Raw genomic sequence first — 17972 nt, 5'->3', positions numbered from 1 at the left:
CGGTCTGCCCGTGCCGTGAGCCCTCGCCCGTGCTGTCGCCATCGCCCGGCCCCCTCCGTCCAGCCACCGTCAACCAGACAGGGATACACCCGGCTCGCACGGCATTCTGCGAGAATGCCGGCCTCCGCATTCCGGCAAACCCGGCACGGTGCTGCACTCCGCTGCCGCGCGGGGCCGAACTCCCTTTCCGCGCTGCTGACTTGAGACAGCATGCGGAGGGCCGCCTTCCGATGGGCGGGGCCGAAAGATCATGCGAGAGTGGCCGCATGACGGCACCAGAAGTCACGGTTGTGGCGGTCGACGAGGTCGAGGGGCTCGCGGTGGAGGGCCTGCGGTGGCTTACCGGGGCGGCGCGGGAGACCGCCGGCGGAGGCCTCGCCTGGGCGATGCGGCCCTCGGACGACGAGCTCGACCCGATGCTCTACAGCGGTACGGCCGGGATCGTCCCCGTGCTCCTGGAGGCGTGGCGGCACTTCGGCGATGACGCCTACGCCGACACCGCCCTGCGCGCGGCCCGCAGCCTCGCGGACTCCGTCGACGGCATCGACGACGACTCCCTCTACTTCGGCCGCACCGGAATGGCCCTCGTCCTGCGGTCCGTTCATGACGCACTCGGCGACACGGCCGCCGGCGTCGCCGCGGACCGTGCACTGGAACTCGTGCGGTCACGCTTCGACGGAGCGCGCTGGGGCGAGCTGTACGAGCTGATGGGCGGCAACGCGGGGATCGGCCTGGGCGCGCTCGTGGCCGGCGACGCCGAACTGGCCGTGCTCGCCGTGGAGCCGTATCTGCGGACGGCTGAGCAGACCCCGGCAGGTGCCCACTGGGCCCACCGCACCGGCGTCGACGCCCGTCTGCACCACATCTCGCACGGCACGCTCGGCATCGTCCTGGCACTTGCCAGGGTCGGCCGGGCCACCGGCCGTGCGGACCTGGTCGAGCTGGCGCTGGCCGGTGCCGCGGACGTAGTGGCCCGTGACGAAGCGGGGCCCGAGGGCTTTCTGGTGCTGCACTCCACTCCGCAGTACCGCCCCGATGTGATCGAGCCCATCAGCTACGGCTGGTGCCACGGACCGGCCGGCGACGCCCAGGTCTTCCGGCTGCTGCGGGACATCACGGCCGACCCTCTCTGGTCCGCCCTGGCCGATCGCTGCTGGTACACGGTCACCCACTCCGGCCTGCCCCGGCGGCTGCGCCCCGGCTTCTGGGACAACAACGGCCGCTGCTGCGGCACCGCGGGCGTTCTGGCCCTGGCCTGCGACCGGCTCGTCGAACGGCAGGACCCGTACGACTTCGCCCACGTCCTCGTCGCGGACCTCGCCGCCCGCGCGATCCGGGACAGCGACGGCGCCCGCTGGTCCAACTTCGAGCACCGGCCCGTTCCGGGCGACCTCGAACCGTGCACCGGCTGGGGGGCGGGCAACGCGGGCATCGTGCGCGAACTCCTGCGCTTCGTACGGCTGAGCCGCGGGGGCGAGCCCCGCTACGCGTTCGCCTGGCCGGACCAGCCTCCGGCGGTACGCGCCCAGCCAGGGCCGAGTTCTCCGGCGGGTATCGGCAGGATGACGTCATGAACGCCCAGTCCCCTGACGTGTCGGCCTCTTCCTGGCTTGGTGTCCCGATCGATGCCCGTTCCCTGTTCGCGCCGGAGCAGGCCGCGCTGATGGTGACCCTGCGCGGGCTGACGCCCGCCGACTGGGGCAGGGAGGCGGTCCCGGGCTGGAGCGTCCGGGACCTCGCCGCTCACCTTCTGGGCGACTTCTACGGACGTCTCGCCCGGGACCGGGACGGCCACCGGGACGGGCCCTCTTTCGCGCCGGGCGAGACGCTGGAGGCGTTCATCCACCGCATCAATCAGGAATGGGTCGATGCCTGCCGCCGGGTGAGCCCGACCGCGCTCACCGACACCCTCGACCTGGTCGGCGGGCAGGTCGCGCGGTTCTTCCAGACCACCGACCCCAACACGCCGTCGCTGGGGGTGTCCTGGGCTGGGATCGACCCCGCGCCGATGTGGCTGGACGCCGCCCGTGACCTTACCGAGTTCTGGACCCACCGCCAGCAGATCCGCCACGCCACCGGCCAGGACACCGACCCCGATCCACGGCTGCTGTCCGTCGTCCTGGACACCTTCATGCGGGCCCTGCCGCACACACTGCGCGAGGTCACCGCGCCGGCCGGCACCCAGATCGAGGTGAGGATCGACGGCCCGGCGGGCGGCAACTGGACAGCGACTGCCACCGGCACGCAGTGGTCGCTGGCCGAGCCGGGGGACGGACGCCCAGCTGCTGCCGTCGTCCTGGACAGTGAGACTGCCTGGCGCCTGTGCACCCGTGGCATTCAACCGGACACCGCCCTGGCCCACGCCCGGATCGACGGCGACCGGCAACTCGCCGAAGCAGCCTGCCAGATCGTCTCCGTCATCTACTGACGTGCCGATACACACAGTGACATCGGTGGCCGGTCACTTCCCCGAAGGTGTACGCGCACCTGACGCTCAGCAGCCGAGAGCGTGACCGGAAGGCTCTGGGCTCGCGCTCCGGCCGCAAGGCCGGGAGGCCTGAGGGCCCAGGGTGGGCCCAGGCCGTGAAAACGCCCCCGACCTGCGCTGACGGCGCGGGGCGGGGGCGTGATCGGGGGGCTTACTTCTTCTTGCCCTGGTTCTTCACTGCCTCGATGGCGGCCTTGGCGGCCTCCGGGTCGAGGTAGGTGCCGCCGGGCTTGAGCGGGCGGAAGTCGGCGTCCAGGTCGTAGGCGAGCGGGATGCCGGTGGGGATGTTCAGGCCGGCGATGTCCTCGTCGGAGATGCCGTCGAGGTGCTTGACCAGGGCGCGCAGCGAGTTGCCGTGGGCCGCGACCAGGACCGTCTTGCCGGCGCGGAGGTCCGGGACGATGCCGTCGAACCAGTACGGGAGCATGCGGACGACGACGTCCTTCAGGCACTCCGTCTGCGGGCGCAGCTCCGGCGGGAGGCCGGCGTAGCGCGGGTCGGAGAACTGCGAGTACTCGGCGTCACGGTCGAGCGCGGGCGGCGGGGTGTCGTACGAGCGGCGCCAGAGCATGAACTGCTCCTCGCCGAACTCGGCCAGCGTCTGCGCCTTGTCCTTGCCCTGCAGCGCACCGTAGTGGCGCTCGTTCAGCCGCCAGCTGCGGTGGACCGGGATCCAGTGCCGGTCGGCGGACTCCAGGGCCAGCTGCGCGGTGCGGATGGCGCGCTTCTGGAGGGAGGTGTGCACTACGTCGGGGAGCAGGCCGGCGTCCTTCAGCAGCTCTCCGCCGCGGACTGCCTCCTTCTCGCCCTTCTCGTTGAGGTTGACGTCCACCCAGCCGGTGAACAGGTTCTTCGCGTTCCACTCGCTCTCGCCGTGGCGGAGGAGGATCAGCTTGTACGGTGCGTCGGCCATGGCGTCGAGCGTAATCCAAGTCGTCGCGGCACCTTCCGTGGGTCCAGGACCTGGGCATTCCGGCGCCGTTTGACGTGTCCCGTCAAATGACTGGTGGCGGGGACAACCCTCTGTGTAGGTTACGCATGCGGCTTGAGCCACTTACATGAGCTGCTTGCGTGAGCCCCTTACGCGGCGGCGCGATCGCCTCGTCGCCGCTTCCCGCCCTCCCACGCCCCTTCCATGCACCGCGGCACCGCCATCACCACGGGGGAACTGTCATGTCCGCATCCGTAGCGAAACCCTCCGGGCCGGCGGCCCGTCTCAAGCGAGCCGCCCTCGAAAGCGTCTCCGGTCTCCCCCGGCAGTTCTGGTGGCTGTGGACCAGCACCTTGATCAACCGGCTGGGCGCTTTCGTCGCCACCTTCCTCGCCCTCTACCTGACCGTCGAGCGCGGCTACTCGGCCTCGTACGCGGGCCTGGTCGGTGCGCTCTACGGCCTTGGCGGGGTGATCTCGTCCGTCGGCGCCGGGGTGCTGACCGACCGGCTCGGCCGGCGGCCCACGATGCTGACCGCGCAGCTGTCGACGGCGGCGTCCGTGGCAGTGCTCGGCTTCATGACGGATCCGGTCGCGATCGCGGCGGTGGCGGGCGTGGTCGGTATGGCAACCAACGCCTCCCGGCCCGCCGTACAGGCGATGATGGCGGACATCGTCGCCCCGGAAGACCGCGTCCGCGCCTTCTCCCTCAACTACTGGGCGATCAACCTCGGCTTCGCCGTCTCCTCCACCGCTGCCGGACTCATCGCCCAGCACGGCTACCTGTCGCTCTTCCTGGGCGAGTCCGCGCTGGTGCTGGCCTGCGCGCTGGTCGTCTTCTGGAAGCTCCCCGAATCACGGCCCGCCGCGGGGGCACCGGACGGCCCGGATGGCGGCCTGGGTGGCTCGGACGACGGCGGCGGCGCCGTCACAGCCCCCGTCTCCATGCTGACCGTCCTGCGCGACGGCCGCTTCATGACCGTCGTCGGCCTCAACCTGCTGCTCGCCCTGCTCTTCCAGCAGGCGTATGTCTCGATGCCCGTGTCGATGGGCCGGGACGGCTTCTCCAGCGCCGACTTCGGCCTGGTCATCGCGGTCAACGGCGTCCTCGTCGTGCTGTTGCAGATCCCCGTGACGCGCTTCATCGAACACCGCAGCCCGGCCATGCTCCTCATCGGCTCGGCCCTGCTCGCCGGTTACGGCTTCGGGCTGACCGCGCTGGCGGACTCGGTCGCCCTGTACGCGCTCGCGGTCACCGTCTGGACGCTCGGCGAGATCATCAACTCCCCGACCCAGATGGGCCTGGTGGTGCGCCTCTCGCCGCTGCACGGCCGCGGCCGCTACCAGGGCATGTACTCCCTGTCCTGGTCCATCGCCTCCCTGACCGCCCCTCTCCTCGGTGGCATGGTGCTCGACCACTACGGCGCCGATGCGCTGTGGGCCGGCTGCGCGGCCGTCGGCACGGTGGCGGCCATGGGCTACGGACTGCTGCTGCGGAGCCTGCCGGGGCAGAAGGCGGCGGTGGTCCGCTCGCCGCGGCCCGCGGATACGGAATCGTCCACGGCGACGGAGGGGGAAGCGCCCGTGCGCCTGGAAGCTCGCGTGGAAGCGGAAGCAGCCACACACGTGCAGGGCCGTGGGGGTGCGGAGGTGTCCGCACCCCGCTGACCTTTTTCAGCAACTCCGTGATGCGGCCGCATCCTCGTTCGCGCCCTTCGTTGCCCTCGCCTGGCCGGAGTTTGTGCAGGCGACCGTGCCGCCCACCCGTGTGGCTGCCGGTGTCGCCGCCTCAGGTGCCGTCGTTGGTGACGGTGACGCGCGTGCGGGCCTCGGCCGAGGGCGGCACGCGCCCCTGACGTGTGGCGTGGAGGAGCTATGAGGGTGCGCGGTTCAGGGGGGCGGAGGGCCCGGCGGTTGGTGGTGGCCGGGGCGCTGGTGGTGGCGGGGGTGCTGGTCGCGGTGCCGGCGGGAGTCCGGAAGGCTGCCGGGGTGGCAGGGGCGGACGGGGCTGCCATGGTGGCAGGGGCGGACGGAGCTGCCGGAGCGGACGGGGTGGCCGGGCCCGGGGGCGGGGCTCCTCGGGTACCGGCCGACGGGCCCCCGGCCGATGCCATGACGCTGCCCGCGCCCACCGGCCGGTACCGCGTCGGTACGGTCGCGCTTCACCTGACCCACCGGTCACGCACCGATCCATGGGCCGGCGGGCAGACGCACCGGGAGTTGATGGTGAGCATCCGGTACCCGGCGCGGGCGGGTGCCGGGCGGTATCCGCCCGCGCCTCAGCTGTCGGCGCGCGAGGCGGCGGCGTTCGACGCGCGGAACAACTTCTCGGAGCAGGTGCCGCCGGGGAAGGTGCAGTGGGCGGCAACCCGTACCTCTGCGCATGCGGGGGCGCCCCTGGCCGCGGGCCGGCCCTCCCGGCGGTGGCTGCCGGTGGTGCTCTACTCCCCCGGCGTCGTCGATCCGCGCTCGTTCGGCAGCACGCTCTGCGACGAATTGGCCTCCCGCGGCTACGCGGTGGTCACCATCGACCACACCTACGAGGCGCCCGCCGTGGAGTTCCCGGACGGACGGCTGGCGCGCAGCGTGCTGGCGACGGAGTTGGCGAAGGCGCAGAAGAGCGGGCGGATCACGGAGTTGCTGAAAAAGGTCAGCGGGGTGCGGGTGGCCGATGTCCGCTTCGTCCTCGATGAATTGGCCGAGCGGGGAGCCGCCTCGCCGGTGCCCGCCGGCCTCCGGCGGGCGCTGGATCTGCGTGCCGTCGGGATGTTCGGGCAGTCGGCCGGCGGGTTCACGGCGGCGCAGACGCTGCATGACGACCGGCGGATCAAAGCCGCGGTGAACCTGGACGGAGTGATGGGCTACACCCAGCGGGACGACGACCCCGCGAACCCGTCGACGGTCGGACGCGAGGGCGTGGACCGGCCGTTGCTGCTGATGGGGATGGCGGGGAACACCCATCACACGGTGGCGTCCTGGGGCGCGGTGTGGCGGCACAGTACGGGCACCTGGCTACGGGACCTGACGCTGCGCGGCAGCAGGCACGCCAGTTATACGGATGCGGAGGCGCTGGTGCCGCAGATCGCGCGACGGGTGGGGCTGCCGCGCACGGCGGTGACGGCGCTGATCGGGACGGTCGACCCGGCGCGGGCGGTCGCGGCGCAGCGGGCGTACGTTTCCGCGTTCTTCGACCGGTGGCTGCGCGGGCGGGACGACGGCGGGCTGCTGGACAGGCCCTCGGGGCGGTTTCCGGAGGTGGAGTTCGTGCGGTGACGTGCAGTTCGTGTGGTGAGGTGAGTTCGCGCGGTGAGGTGCAGTTCGCGCGGTGAGGTGCAGTTCGTGCGTAGGGGGCGGTGCGGGGTGGGACGGGGCGGGGGCCGACCGGCAGTCCGGCCGGCCCCCGGGGCGTGGGGCACGGGGGCGCGAGGACACGGAGGCCGCAGCGCTCAGGCGGCCGTCCCGAAGTGCACGGTCTTCGCGGTCAGCAGGAACAGGTCGGTACGGCGGTCGATGCCTGCCGGGTCGGCCGGGTCGAGGAGCCGGTCCAGGGTGGACCGGTCCTCGGCGTTCAGGATTTCGGCGAGCGTCTGGCGGGACCGTTCCAGGGAGTGCCGCGCGAACTGCCGGGGCCCGTCGGCCAGGGGCGCGGGGTGGTCCACTAGGAAGGTCCTGCTCCGGGCGTCGGTGAGCCCCGCGGCGCGCAGCATGCCGGGCCAGTCCTCGACCACCGCCACCGAGCCGGGCAGCTCGGCCCGCATCCGGCTGAAGCGGTCCGCCTGCGCCGCGTCGAGCCGTTCCTGCAGTCCGGGGCGTCCGAAACCGAGGTCCCGCGGAAGCCAGCGGGCCGGCAGGCCGCCCTCGACGACGGCCAGCACTCCGCCGGGTTCGAGCAGCCCGGCCAGCTGCTTCACCACGCCCTGCTGGTCGCCTACGTGGTGGAGCGCCTGCCCGGACCACACCAGGTCCGCCGGCCCGAGACCGGCCAGCCCCGTGGGGAAGTCGGCCTGCTGCGTGCGCAGCCGGACGCCGAGCCGTCCGGCCCGTTCCCCGGCGCGGGCCAGCAGTTCCGGGGCACCGTCCACCGCGGTGACGTCGGCCTGCGGGAACGTCGCGGCCAGTCGGCAGGCCGCGACGCCCGGTCCGCTGCCGATGTCCAGGATCCGGCGGGGGGCGAGGTGCGTCAGCTCGGCGAGGGCCTGCTGGACGTAGGGGCTGTGCGTCTCGCCCTCCAGCTCCAGCAGGTCGGCCATGGCGGCCCAGTCGAAGTCGGGGTCGGGGGTGTGGCCGTGGGTGTGTCCGTGAGCGTGGCCGTGGGTGTGGGTGTGGTTGACGCTCTGAGTGGGGTTGCCGTCGTGGGTGTGGTCGTTGTCGGTCATCGCACCTTCTCCAGTGATTCGGGCTCCGCCGGCGCTTCCTCGATCAGGTCCGCTTTCACGCGGGAACCTCCTGGCGCCGACCATGCGCCAGGCCCTTCGAGTTCGGCAAACATTGTTGCCGTTTCCGCAAAAGGCGGTGCGTGCGAAGGGGGAGCAGGGGCCTCTTCCTGCCGGCTTCCCGCCCTCGACGGCTTACGACCCCGCGGCGCTCCCCCGCGTCAGATGCGTGAACGCGTCCAGGTTGCGGGTGGACTCGCCGCGCGACACCCGCCAGGCGTACTCCTTGCGGATGGCGGTGGCGAAGCCCATTTCCAGCAGGGTGTTGAAGCTGCCGTCGGCGTTCTCCAGGACCGTGCCGAGGATGCGGTCGAGCTCGTCAGGGGTGACGGCGGCCAGCGGGAGCTTGCCGACGAGGTAGATGTCGCCGAGCTTGTCGATCGCGTAACTGACGCCGTAGAGGCGGGTGTTGCGTTCGAGGAGCCAGCGGTGCACGGCCTCGTGGTTCTCGTCGGGGTGGCGGACGACGAAGGCGTTGATGGAGAGGGAGTGCCTGCCGACGATGAGCGAGCAGGTCGTGGAGAGCTTGCGGGTGCCGGGGAGCTTGATGACGTAGGTGCCGTCGGAGGGCGATTCCCATTCGAGCTCGGCGTCGGTCAGGGTCCGCTCGATCACGGCCTGCGCCGCCGGAACCGTCCCCCCGGCCGTGGTGTTGCCGTTGCCCACTGCCCCACTCGTCTCTCGCTCGTCACCCATGGAGGGATCGTAGGTGACGGCGGTGCTCCTGCATGGCGGCGGTGTAGACGTCGCCCGTGGCCGCGGCGGCGGTGTCCCAGCCGAAGGACTGGGCGTGCCGGGCGGCGTCGGTGCCCATCCGGGCGGACAGGGCCGGGTCCGCGATGAAGCGGCCGAGCGCGCGGGCGTAGTCGGCCGGGTCGTGGCCGCTGACGAGGAAGCCGCTGACGCCGTCGCGCACGGCCACCGGCAGACCGCCGACCGCGGCCGCGATGACCGGGGTCCCACAGGCCTGGGCCTCGATGGCGACCAGTCCGAAGGATTCGCTGTACGAGGGCATGACCAGCACGGATGCGGCGCGGTACCAGTCGGCGAGCTGTTCCTGGCCGACCGGCGGGCGGAACTGCACCAGGTCGGCGATGCCGAGCCGGGCGGCCAGCTTCTGCAGCCCCTCGGGCTTGGCCAGGCCGCTGCCGCTGGGCCCGCCGACCACGGGCACGACCATCCGGGAGCGCAGCGAGGGGTCCTCGTCCAGCAGGGCGGCGGCGGCCCGCAGCAGGATGTCGGGCGCCTTCAGCGGCTGTATTCGGCCGGCGAACAGCGGGATGACCGCGTCCTGCGGCAGGCCGAGGCGGGCGCGGGCGGCGGCCCGGCTCTCGGCGACCTCGCCGCCGGTGGGCCGGAAGCGGTCGAGGTTGACCCCGGGGTGCACCACGGCGACCTTGCCGGGCTCGGCCTCGTAATGCCGGACGAGTTCGTCCGCCTCCTCGGCGGTGTTGGCTATCAGGCGGTCGGCGGCCCGGACGATCTGTGTCTCGCCGATCACCCGGGCGGCCGGCTCGGGGGCGTCGCCGGCGGCCAGCGCGGCATTCTTGACCTTGGCCATGGTGTGCATGGCGTGCACCAGCGGGACGCCCCAGCGCTCGGCGGCCAGCCAGCCGACATGGCCGGAGAGCCAGTAGTGGGAGTGCACCAGGTCGTAATAACCGGGGCGGTGACCGGCCCAGGCCTGCATCACGCCATGGGTGAAGGCGCACAGCTGGGCGGGCAGCTCCTCCTTGGCCAGGCCCTCGTACGGGCCGGCGTCCACATGCCGTACGAGGACGCCGGGGGCGAGCTCGACGGAGGGCGGGAGGGTGCCGGTGGTGGCGCGGGTGAAGATCTCCACCTCGATGTTGATCGAGGCGAGCTTCCTGGCCAGCTCGACGATATAGACGTTCATACCGCCGGCGTCGCCCGTACCGGGCTGGTGCAGCGGAGAGGTGTGGACGCTGAGCATCGCCACCCGGCGCGGACGGCGTGCGCTGCCGGGCAGGCGCAGGCGGGCCTGGCCCGGGAACTGGCCGTGCGGCCGACTGCGGAGCCGGGACACGTGTGGGCTCACGTCGAGCTACCTCCTAGGCGGGGCGGACGGCACGCCTCCGACCCCCTCCAACAATGCACCGCGGCTATCCATTTCCGTCCGGCATGCCCTGGCCGCACTTTGCCAAAGCGTGACCAAGCGAGGGCCATAGGTGCCTCAACGGGGCGAGGGCCATGGGTGCCTCGGCGGGCGGCGTTCCGGCGCCCACCCCATACCCTCGAGGGCATGGCCCGCCGCCCCAACGTCTCCCCCGTCCCCCAGGTCTCCCCCCGCTCCCCCGTTTCCCCCGGCTCCGCCGCCGCCCTGATCCCCGCGCAGTCCCGGTCCGCACCCGGGCAGTCCCGGCCCGTCGGAAACGCCACCCGCGGGACCACCAACCCCAACCGGCTGCGCCGCATGGACCGCTGGATAGCCGCCGAGCACGGTGCCGTGCTGCGCCGCGCCGCGGACCCCGTGGCGGTCGATCTCGGCTACGGCGCCGCGCCCTGGACCGCGGTGGAGCTGCTGGGCCGGCTGCGGACGGTGCGCCCGGACGCCCGGGTCGTCGGCATAGAGATAGACCCGGCGCGGGTCGAGGCCGCCCGGCCGTACGAGCGGGCGGGGCTGGACTTCCTCCACGGCGGCTTCGAGGTACCGCTGCCGGGGCAGCGCAAGCGGGCGCCGGTCCTCATCCGGGCCGCGAATGTGCTGCGGCAGTACGACGAGGACGAAGTGGCCGCCGTGTGGCAACGGCTCTGCGCACGGCTGGCGCCCGGCGGGCTGCTGGTCGAGGGCACCTGCGACGAGATAGGGCGCCGGCACGTCTGGGTGGCGCTGGGCCCCGAGGGCCCGCGCACGGTCACCTTCGCCGCCCGCCTCAGCACCCTCCACACACCCTCTGACCTGGCAGAACGCCTCCCCAAGGCGCTGATTCACCGCAATGTGCCGGGCGAGCCGGTGCACGCCTTCCTCCGGGACTTCGACCGCGCCTGGGCCACCGCCGCCCCGCTCGGCGCACTCGGCGCCCGCCAGCGGTGGCGCGCCGCCGTACAGGCCCTGGCCACGGACTGGCCGCTGACGGGTGACCCGCGGCGCCGGCGGCAGGGGGAGGTCACGGTGCGGTGGGAGGCGCTTGCGCCCAGGGGGAGTGCGGCGGCCCCGGGCCCGGTGGGAAGCGCGGTGCGAAACCTGGTGCGTAACGCCGTCCGCTGAGGCGGCGCGCGGCCGTCGCTACGCGATCCCGGTCCTCCCTACGCCCCCGGTCCTCGCTACGCGGTCAGCACCGGGGCTCCGAGGGCCGCCAGCTCCCGCAGCCGGCCCTCCGTCTCCGACCCGCGCTCGGCCGTGTACGTCACCAGCGCCTGGTCCGGGTCGCTGCTCAGCCGGAAGCTCTCGAACGTGAGGACCAGCTCGCCGACGTGCGGATGCAGGAGGGTCTTGGTGCCGCGCAGGCACTCGAACACCGACTGGGTCTCCCAGATCCGCCGGAAGTCCCGGCTGCGTGCGAGGAGTTCATTGACCACGTCGCAGATCCGCGGATCCTCGGGGTGCCGCCCGCTCTCGGCGCGCAGATTGCCGACCACCTCCACAGCCTTGGCCTCCCAGTCCGCGTGCAGGGCGCGCGCCGCCGGGTCGAGGAAGACCAGCAGCGCGGTGTTGCGCCGGTCCGGGGCGAGCGCCGGAAGGTCGAAGGAGATCCGGCCGCCGAGCGCGTTCCAGGCCAGGATGTCCAGGCCGCGGCCGAGGACCATGGCCGGGACGGTGGCCTCCATCGCGTCCAGCACCCGCTGGACCTCGGGGCGCACGGTTTGCCGGGGAACGGCACACGGGCCGCCGTCCGGGCCCGGGGCGGCGACGCCGTCCGCCGGGCGGCGCCGGGGTGCCGCGACATTGTGCAGGTAGGTCATTTCGCCGTCGGACAGCCGCAGCGCCCGTGCGATCGCGTCCAGAACGGAGTCGGAGATGGCGGGCGCACGGCCCTGTTCGATCCGGGTGTAGTAGTCGACGCTGATGCCGGCGAGCTGGGCGACCTCCTCGCGCCGCAGACCGCGCACCCGGCGGCGGTTGACCCCGTCGGGCAGGCCGAGGTCCGCCGGGTCGAGCGCCGCCCGGCGCACCTTGAGGAACGAGCCGATCTCGATTTCCGCGTGGAGCATCGGACCAGTATGCGATGCACCGCCGGTCGGGTGGTTCCGCCGGACCCAGGCTGCGACGGGCCTGGTCCGCTCCCCCTACGGGCCGCAAGGTGGTGCACAGACGCCTCGGGGCGCGCCCCCGGGCCGCGCCGAAACGCCCCCGGGGACGGCCCCGGAGCACGCGCACGGCGCCCCGGAGCACGTACGCGCCCCCTCACATCCGGCACCTCACGTCCCGCACCTCACATCCGACACAAGGAGCAGCACATGCAGCGCAGGATCCTCGGCGGTACCGGCATCTCGGTCAGCGAGTACGCGCTCGGCGCGATGATGCTCGGCGCCTGGGGCAACACCGATCACGACGACTGCGTACGGCTCGTGCACCGTGCGCTGGACGCCGGCATCAACTTCGTGGACACCGCGGACGTCTATGCGGCAGGCGAGTCCGAGGAGATCGTCGGCAAGGCGCTCAAGGGGCGCCGCGAGGACGTCGTCCTGGCCACGAAGTTCTTCAACTCGATGGGGCCGGACGCCAACCACGGCGGCAACTCCCGGCGCTGGATCATGCGCGCGGTGGAGGACAGCCTGCGCCGGCTGGACACCGACTACCTCGACCTCTACCAGGTGCACCGGCCCGATCCGGCCACCGATATCGACGAGACGCTTTCCGCGCTCTCGGACCTCGTGCGGTCCGGCAAGGTGCGGGCGATCGGCACCTCGACCTTCCCCGCCGAGCAGTTGGTCGAGGCGCAGTGGACCGCCGAACGCCGCGGCCATGTCCGCTTCCGGACCGAGCAGCCGCCCTACTCGATGCTGGCGCGCGGCGTGGAGAGCGCGGTGCTGCCGACCGCGCAGCGCTACGGAACGGGCGTGCTGACCTGGGGCCCGCTCAGCGCCGGCTGGCTCTCCGGCCGCGATCTCTCCGTCAGTTCGCGCGCCGGCCTGGAGAGCCGGAAATTCGACCTGTCGGTCCCGGAGAACGCGCGGAAGGCGGAGGCGGTCGCCGCGCTGTCGAAGGTCGCGGCCGAGGCGGGCCTCACGCTGCCGCACCTGGCGACGGCCTTCGTACGGTCCCACCCCGCGGTGACCTCCGTGATCATCGGCCCGCGCACCGCCGACCAGCTCGACAGCATGCTGGAGGGCTCCGAGGTCACGCTCGGCGCGGATGTCCTGGACCGGGTCGACGCGATCGTGCCGCCCGGCACCGACCTCAACCCGGCCGACAGCTACTACGTGCCGCCGGCCATCGCGGACACCTCCCTGCGACGCCGCTGAGCGTTCGGATTGTCCGGGGGAAAAATGGTTTCGCGGTGTCCTTTCCTTTCCCGGAACAGCGGGCCGCCACTGACACCGCGGACAGGACCACCGGAACCGGACACAAAGAAGCCCCTCACACGTGGTGAGGGGCTTCCGGTTTATCCAAAAAATTCACTTGGCCTTTTGGTACGCCTCACGAATCTCAGCGGGCACCCGCCCGCGGTCGCTGACGTTGTAGCCGCTCGACTTGGCCCAGGCCCGGATCGCGGCAGTGTCCTCAGTGGCGGCCGCCGCCTTGCGCGGCTTACGGCCCTTCCCGGTCTTGCGACCGGCCTTCAAGAACGGCCCAACGGCTTCCAGCAGCTGGTCGTAGCTGTCCGGACTCAGATCGATCTCGTAAGTCACACCGTCAAGAGAAAGCGTGTGCGTGGCGGCCTCGGTGGACTCTTCGCCCGTGAGGTCGTCCGTGTAGATGGTGATTACTTTCTGTGCCATGCAGGCAGTGTAAACCCCTGAAATTGGGGGTCGCCCCTTTCCCTCGGCCTGCTGGTGCGACGAACTGGTTGACGGGAAAAAATCGTGCTCAAGCGGTCTTCGTTCGACGGGTGGCGCTTCAAGCAACCGGTCCTCGCCGGAGGAAAGGCGCCAAGCGCGCGGGCGCTGGAGATCCCGGCGCGGTCGTCCGGGAACCGGCCCCACGCCACGCCTCACAGGGCTCTTCGACGTGGCGCGTGACCCACGGTTTCAGGGATTCAGTTCATTCACCGCGGCGGCTTGCGGTGCTTGCCCCTGCCAGGGCGGAGCGGCTGGCGTGCCGGCACAGCGGCCGGGGGTGCAGCGGCCTCGGGATACAGGATGCGCCCGGCCGCTGCGAAGTCGGCCGCGATCCCGTGGGCCTCCCAAATGTGTCCGTTCCATTGCTGGATTGCACGGGGTGCGTCCGGGGCCAGGTGTGCGCCCCGGTGCCCCTCGCCGGGGACGAGGGGCACGGCACGAAGCCGACCGATCTTCGCGTCACGGCGCTTTGCCCATGCGGACAGCGGTTCGTCGTCCATCGTGCTTCCCTGCGCTTCGGCGGAGTTTCCAGGAGGGTAGTGCGCCCATCGCTCCCATGGGCGCGATCGCGGAGTTGTCACTCAGGCGAGGTGGTGTTGCCAGTGGTTGAGGACTCCGACCTTCTCCAGTCGATCGGCGAAGGCGCCGGGCGGGTGCGGTATCGGTCATGGGGTTTCTCCTTGCGTCAACACGTCGGCGCAGGCTGCGCCCGCACGGCCCGTCGGCGCCGATGGCGGAGGGGCCTGTCGTCCGGATCGAGGGCGCCGGGGCGGGGGACGTAGACCACGCCGGACCTCGGGTCCAGCGCGCCCCCGTACCGCGTCCATGGCCCCTCGGGGCTGTTCTCGTACGGCGTGCCCGCGAACGGGTCGGCAGCAGCGGTAGTGGTCTCTACGGCCGGGGTGCCCACGGCTCCCCCTCGCTCTCCACGCTCTCCACCGGCACCTTGCTCTCCACCGGCCCGCCGTCATGCTGGGGATGGCGCCGCAGCAGCACACGGCAGTCGACGGCCTTCGTCTTGTCGCCGCGCCGCACCGCATCCGCCAGTTCCGCTTCCAGCGTCCGGCACTTCTCACAGTTCACAGCGACCGCCCCAGCGGTCCGTACTGCTGTCGCCGCGCGTAGTCCTGATGCACCCGTGCGCGAAGGCGCGTCAACGCCTCACTGTCGTTGTCGGCGGCGCGCTCATGCGCCGGATCGACTTCATCGTCAGGGGTGTTGAGTGCAGGCCCGTTCACCGGCTCCAGCCCGTCTGTCGGCTCGTCCGCGTCGTTGCGGCCCTGAGCGGTGGGGCGTTCGGGGGAGTGTGCTTCCGGGGCAACGTCCGCTCCTCTCTGTAGTGATTCCACTACCGGGGCGGCACAGCGTGACCTAGAGTCGGAAGCCCCTTCAACCTGTCAGAGCGGGAGGAAGCTTTGGTGAAAGCCCGTTGAATCGCAAGGAGTTGACGCCGGAGAGTAGCCCTCGGGAAGCCTTTGGAGCGCGTTTACGCAGCTCGCGGGAAGCCCGTGGTTGGACCCAAGATGAGCTTGCCGTGCGCATGGGGTATTCCAGCACCCACGTGTCGGCGGTCGAAACTGGTCGGAAGCCCCCGACCTTGCGCTTTTCGCGCAGTGCCGACCGCACGTTCGGCATCGAAGGAACCGTGGACACGTTCGAGCGCGACTGGCGCGAGATCCGGCAGGGCAGCCTGCTGGAGGGCTTCCCGGAATACGTCGGGCACGAGGGCCGGGCAGCGGAGATCCGGTTGTACGAAGTGGGCGTCATTCCTGGTCTGCTCCAGACCTCGGACTACGCGTCCGTGATCGTCGATAGTGCCGTCAAGCGCGGAGCCATCACGCCCGAGCAGGCGGACGAACGGATGTCGCTGGTCGCGGAACGGCAAGCGGCGCTCGTCCGTACTCCCCCACCGCTGGTGTTCGTGGTGCTGGACGAAAGCTGCATCCGTCGGCCCATCGGCGGACTGGCCGTCATGGAAGCCCAGTTGGTGCGGCTGATCGAGTTCGCCGAGCTGCCGAACACGGTGCTCCACGTCGCCCCGTTCGACATGGGGGAGCGTCGTCCGTTCAGCCTGCCGATCACGGTGCTGACGCTGCCGGACCGCTCACTCATGTCGTACGCCGAGTCCGCCCAACGGGGCCATCTTGAGCGAGAAAGTACCTCGGTGCTGCCCATACTGACGGCCTACCATCAACTACAGGCCGACGCCCTCTCTCAAGCGGCGTCCGTGGCCATGATCAATGACTTTCGAAAGGGCACCCCGTGACCGCATCCCTCCGATGGATCAAATCCTCGTACAGCGAAAACGGCGGACAGTGCATCGAATGGGCACCGGAGCACGCGCACACCCACGGTGTCGTGCCGGTTCGGGACAGCAAGGACCCGCACGGCCCGGCTCTCGCCTTCCCTGCCCCTCAGTGGGCCCACTTCGTCGAGTACGCCAAGGGCCAGTCCCGCTGATTTCCGGACGCACAGCCGAGGGCCCTCCCACATCCCGGGAGGGCCTTCGTCGCGTCTGCAACAAACTCAGCCTGGACCCGTGCTGAACGCATACGGTCCGGCACCGAAACCGGAAACCATCTCCCTCAGTTGATGGATGTACCTCCGGCTGCCCACGCCTACGTTGATGCCGCCACGGTGGCCCCGGCGCACGTCACTGTGCCGGAGACGTGCAGAAAAGGCGAAGGGAAATGCCTCGTGCCCACTGAACAAGTGCCACGAAATGCGGCGCGAAGAATGTCTTCGTTCCTTACGGTCGCGCTCGCCGTACCGCTGTCGCTGCTGGCCACCACGCCGGCTCATGCAGAAGACCCCTCGTGTGACAAGAGTTCCAACATCGGATGCATGACCATCGCCGCCGTGCAGCACGATGTCTCCGGAATGGCGATCACCGCGAACCCGAATGGCAGCGTTGACCTGCTCAATGACGACTCATCGGACAGCAATGACGTCGTCCTGCGGCCCACGGACAAGGGCACGGTGCCGAGCGATCAGTGGAGCTTCAAGCCCAACCCCAACAACGACGGCAGCTTCCAGATCGCCAACAACGTCCCCAGCAAGAGCGGCTGCGTCGAAATCGACGACAACGGCTACCTCACCATGGACGTCACCTGCGATGTCACAAACCAGAAGCAGCTGTTCTACGCCCAACCGGTCACCAACGGCCCGGCCAGTACCTACCTGATCCGGCGCGTCGACAACGACGAATGCCTCACGTCGCACTGGGACCAGTACGCTACCCCCTTCGCGGGCGGTGCCGCCCTCCAGATGAACTCCGTTGGGTGCGCCGATGGAGCGGGCACCGCCGGGGGAGCCACCGATGAGCAGTGGACCGCGACCGCGGCCCCCGGTGACGGTGCGAGCGGCCCGACCGTCGACGATCTGGCGACGCAGTACGCGCTGTCCCAGCGCAACAAGGGATCCGGCGTCATCACGGCGAGTTCGTACACCATCACCGACGACTCCCAGCCCGCCCACCTCGGGGACTACCAACTCGTTTCCACATCAAGTGACCAGGGTGGCCCCTCCCCCGTCTGCAAGAACTCCAGCGGACCCAGCGGCGGCAATTTGAGCTGCGCCTTGAACTGGTCGCAGTCCACAGCGGACACCATCACCGACACCAGCACCCTCGGCGTCAGCCTCACGCTCGGCCCGGGCAAAACCGACAGTGGCGATCTGAGCCCGCTGAAGTCCGACGTCCAGATTGGATATCAGCACACCTGGACCAAGACTCAGACCAGCACGGAGACAACGGGCGCCAGCCAGACCATCGATGTTCCGCCCGGCCAGACGGCGTGGCTGGCGCGAGCTTTGGCGATCAAGACGACCACCGGCGACTGGACATTCACCACCGACACCGGGTCGACGTGGACGCACCACACGACCGTCAGTCTGCCGGTGGAGGGCATCGACGGTGTTTACAGCGTCTTCGCGAAATGCACCACGGACTCCACGGACGCCGGGTGCATAGCCTCCAAGCCCGGTGGGGTGTAGTCAGCCGGAGCACGTCGCCTGTGTCTGCGCGGGCTGATTGATCCCGGCTGCCTCGGATATCCGAGGCAGCCGGGATCGGTGTTTGCGAGCGGCCTCCCCGAAACCCAGACGGTACCGGCCGCGTGGCCCTGCCGAGGCCTGCCGAAGAGTTGGGGCTCCGGCTC

General features: G+C 70.9%; 17 protein-coding genes. 9 read left to right on the top strand and 8 right to left on the bottom strand.

The genetic code is table 11. The features are described 5' to 3' along the window. The first annotated feature begins 266 nt into the window (after positions 1 to 266). Together CFW40_RS20815 and CFW40_RS20810 are read left to right on the top strand one after the other, a co-directional pair. A complete protein-coding gene (locus CFW40_RS20815) occupies positions 267 to 1574 on the top strand; it encodes a lanthionine synthetase LanC family protein (RefSeq protein WP_088799311.1) in 1308 nt (435 codons plus the stop codon). After that, a complete protein-coding gene (locus tag CFW40_RS20810) occupies positions 1571 to 2428 on the top strand; it encodes a maleylpyruvate isomerase family mycothiol-dependent enzyme (RefSeq protein WP_088799310.1) in 858 nt (285 codons plus the stop codon). The genes CFW40_RS20815 and CFW40_RS20810 overlap by 4 nt, the downstream gene beginning before the upstream one ends. Before the next feature lie 211 nt (positions 2429 to 2639). On the opposite strand, the gene CFW40_RS20805 is transcribed toward CFW40_RS20810, so the two are convergent. After that, a complete protein-coding gene (locus CFW40_RS20805) occupies positions 2640 to 3401 on the bottom strand; it encodes a phosphoglyceromutase (RefSeq protein ID WP_088799309.1) in 762 nt (253 codons plus the stop codon). Between the two features lie 260 nt (positions 3402 to 3661). Here CFW40_RS20805 and CFW40_RS20800 point away from each other — a divergent pair, with 260 nt between their 5' ends. Together CFW40_RS20800 and CFW40_RS20795 are read left to right on the top strand one after the other, a co-directional pair. Beyond that, positions 3662 to 5086: an MFS transporter gene (locus CFW40_RS20800; RefSeq protein ID WP_088799308.1), complete on the top strand. Its 1425-nt coding sequence runs from the start codon at positions 3662 to 3664 to the stop codon at positions 5084 to 5086. Between the two features lie 213 nt (positions 5087 to 5299). Continuing rightward, positions 5300 to 6691 (top strand): hydrolase, encoded by a 1392-nt coding sequence (locus tag CFW40_RS20795; protein ID WP_305532195.1) that lies wholly within the window; start codon positions 5300 to 5302, stop codon positions 6689 to 6691. Positions 6692 to 6864: 173 nt separating this feature from the next. Here the strand turns inward: CFW40_RS20795 and CFW40_RS20790 are convergent, their stop codons facing one another. The 3 genes from CFW40_RS20790 to mshA form a co-directional block, all read right to left on the bottom strand. Further along, positions 6865 to 7794 carry a trans-aconitate 2-methyltransferase gene (locus CFW40_RS20790; protein WP_176956431.1) on the bottom strand — a complete coding sequence of 310 codons (930 nt, stop codon included), beginning with the start codon at positions 7792 to 7794 and terminating at the stop codon, positions 6865 to 6867. A gap of 192 nt (positions 7795 to 7986) precedes the next feature. Next, positions 7987 to 8547, bottom strand: coding sequence for a YbjN domain-containing protein (locus CFW40_RS20785; RefSeq protein ID WP_256331355.1), 561 nt, complete (start codon positions 8545 to 8547; stop codon positions 7987 to 7989). Beyond that, positions 8540 to 9910: a D-inositol-3-phosphate glycosyltransferase gene (mshA, locus tag CFW40_RS20780; RefSeq protein ID WP_176956432.1), complete on the bottom strand. Its 1371-nt coding sequence runs from the start codon at positions 9908 to 9910 to the stop codon at positions 8540 to 8542. Before mshA ends, CFW40_RS20785 begins: the two co-directional genes overlap by 8 nt. Positions 9911 to 10114: 204 nt before the next feature. Here mshA and CFW40_RS20775 point away from each other — a divergent pair, with 204 nt between their 5' ends. Then, complete coding sequence (locus tag CFW40_RS20775) at positions 10115 to 11080, top strand: class I SAM-dependent methyltransferase (RefSeq protein ID WP_371127100.1); 966 nt, start codon at positions 10115 to 10117, stop codon at positions 11078 to 11080. 56 nt (positions 11081 to 11136) lie between these two features. On the opposite strand, the gene CFW40_RS20770 is transcribed toward CFW40_RS20775, so the two are convergent. Continuing rightward, positions 11137 to 12024 carry a helix-turn-helix domain-containing protein gene (locus CFW40_RS20770; protein ID WP_088799305.1) on the bottom strand — a complete coding sequence of 296 codons (888 nt, stop codon included), beginning with the start codon at positions 12022 to 12024 and terminating at the stop codon, positions 11137 to 11139. 246 nt (positions 12025 to 12270) lie between these two features. On the opposite strand from CFW40_RS20770, the gene CFW40_RS20765 reads away from it, so the two are divergent. Further along, positions 12271 to 13278 (top strand): aldo/keto reductase, encoded by a 1008-nt coding sequence (locus CFW40_RS20765; RefSeq protein ID WP_088799304.1) that lies wholly within the window; start codon positions 12271 to 12273, stop codon positions 13276 to 13278. A gap of 153 nt (positions 13279 to 13431) precedes the next feature. Here CFW40_RS20765 and CFW40_RS20760 read toward each other — a convergent pair whose 3' ends face one another. The 3 genes from CFW40_RS20760 to CFW40_RS20750 all read right to left on the bottom strand — a co-directional run bounded on the left by CFW40_RS20760 (position 13432) and on the right by CFW40_RS20750 (position 14898). Further along, complete coding sequence (locus CFW40_RS20760; RefSeq protein WP_088799303.1) at positions 13432 to 13755, bottom strand: Lsr2 family protein; 324 nt, start codon at positions 13753 to 13755, stop codon at positions 13432 to 13434. A 266-nt stretch (positions 13756 to 14021) separates the two neighbouring features. Then, positions 14022 to 14315 (bottom strand): DUF6087 family protein, encoded by a 294-nt coding sequence (locus CFW40_RS38190; protein WP_088799302.1) that lies wholly within the window; start codon positions 14313 to 14315, stop codon positions 14022 to 14024. A 391-nt stretch (positions 14316 to 14706) separates the two neighbouring features. Continuing rightward, complete coding sequence (locus tag CFW40_RS20750) at positions 14707 to 14898, bottom strand: hypothetical protein (RefSeq protein ID WP_088799301.1); 192 nt, start codon at positions 14896 to 14898, stop codon at positions 14707 to 14709. A gap of 346 nt (positions 14899 to 15244) precedes the next feature. Between CFW40_RS20750 and CFW40_RS20745 the strand changes: the two genes are divergently transcribed. The 3 genes from CFW40_RS20745 to CFW40_RS20735 all read left to right on the top strand — a co-directional run bounded on the left by CFW40_RS20745 (position 15245) and on the right by CFW40_RS20735 (position 17808). Further along, a complete protein-coding gene (locus tag CFW40_RS20745) occupies positions 15245 to 16081 on the top strand; it encodes a helix-turn-helix transcriptional regulator (protein ID WP_088799300.1) in 837 nt (278 codons plus the stop codon). After that, the gene (locus tag CFW40_RS20740; RefSeq protein ID WP_088799299.1) at positions 16078 to 16275 is read left to right on the top strand and encodes a DUF397 domain-containing protein; all 198 of its coding nucleotides are present in this window, start codon (positions 16078 to 16080) and stop codon (positions 16273 to 16275) included. Before CFW40_RS20745 ends, CFW40_RS20740 begins: the two co-directional genes overlap by 4 nt. A gap of 276 nt (positions 16276 to 16551) precedes the next feature. Then, positions 16552 to 17808, top strand: a complete 1257-nt coding sequence (locus CFW40_RS20735; RefSeq protein WP_176956433.1) for a hypothetical protein — start codon at positions 16552 to 16554, stop codon at positions 17806 to 17808. Positions 17809 to 17972 lie beyond the last annotated feature (164 nt).

The organism is Streptomyces sp. 2114.4 (assembly GCF_900187385.1).
GTDB lineage: Bacteria > Actinomycetota > Actinomycetes > Streptomycetales > Streptomycetaceae > Streptomyces > Streptomyces mooreae.
Note: the sequence above shows the minus strand (reverse complement) of the source record. Positions and strands in the feature narration are given on the sequence as shown.

Excerpts from the sequence above, each read along its gene's own strand:
- CFW40_RS20805 (WP_088799309.1), bottom strand. The coding sequence starts at position 3,401 with ATGGCCGACGCACCGTACAAGCTGATCCTCCTCCGCCACGGCGAGAGC.
- CFW40_RS20760 (WP_088799303.1), bottom strand. The coding sequence starts at position 13,755 with ATGGCACAGAAAGTAATCACCATCTACACGGACGACCTCACGGGCGAA.
- CFW40_RS20775 (WP_371127100.1), top strand. The coding sequence starts at position 10,115 with ATGGCCCGCCGCCCCAACGTCTCCCCCGTCCCCCAGGTCTCCCCCCGC.
- CFW40_RS20815 (WP_088799311.1), top strand. The coding sequence starts at position 267 with ATGACGGCACCAGAAGTCACGGTTGTGGCGGTCGACGAGGTCGAGGGG.
- CFW40_RS20790 (WP_176956431.1), bottom strand. The coding sequence starts at position 7,794 with ATGACCGACAACGACCACACCCACGACGGCAACCCCACTCAGAGCGTC.
- CFW40_RS20765 (WP_088799304.1), top strand. The coding sequence starts at position 12,271 with ATGCAGCGCAGGATCCTCGGCGGTACCGGCATCTCGGTCAGCGAGTAC.
- CFW40_RS20800 (WP_088799308.1), top strand. The coding sequence starts at position 3,662 with ATGTCCGCATCCGTAGCGAAACCCTCCGGGCCGGCGGCCCGTCTCAAG.
- CFW40_RS20770 (WP_088799305.1), bottom strand. The coding sequence starts at position 12,024 with ATGCTCCACGCGGAAATCGAGATCGGCTCGTTCCTCAAGGTGCGCCGG.
- CFW40_RS38190 (WP_088799302.1), bottom strand. The coding sequence starts at position 14,315 with ATGGACGACGAACCGCTGTCCGCATGGGCAAAGCGCCGTGACGCGAAG.
- CFW40_RS20785 (WP_256331355.1), bottom strand. The coding sequence starts at position 8,547 with ATGGGTGACGAGCGAGAGACGAGTGGGGCAGTGGGCAACGGCAACACC.
- CFW40_RS20735 (WP_176956433.1), top strand. The coding sequence starts at position 16,552 with ATGTCTTCGTTCCTTACGGTCGCGCTCGCCGTACCGCTGTCGCTGCTG.
- CFW40_RS20810 (WP_088799310.1), top strand. The coding sequence starts at position 1,571 with ATGAACGCCCAGTCCCCTGACGTGTCGGCCTCTTCCTGGCTTGGTGTC.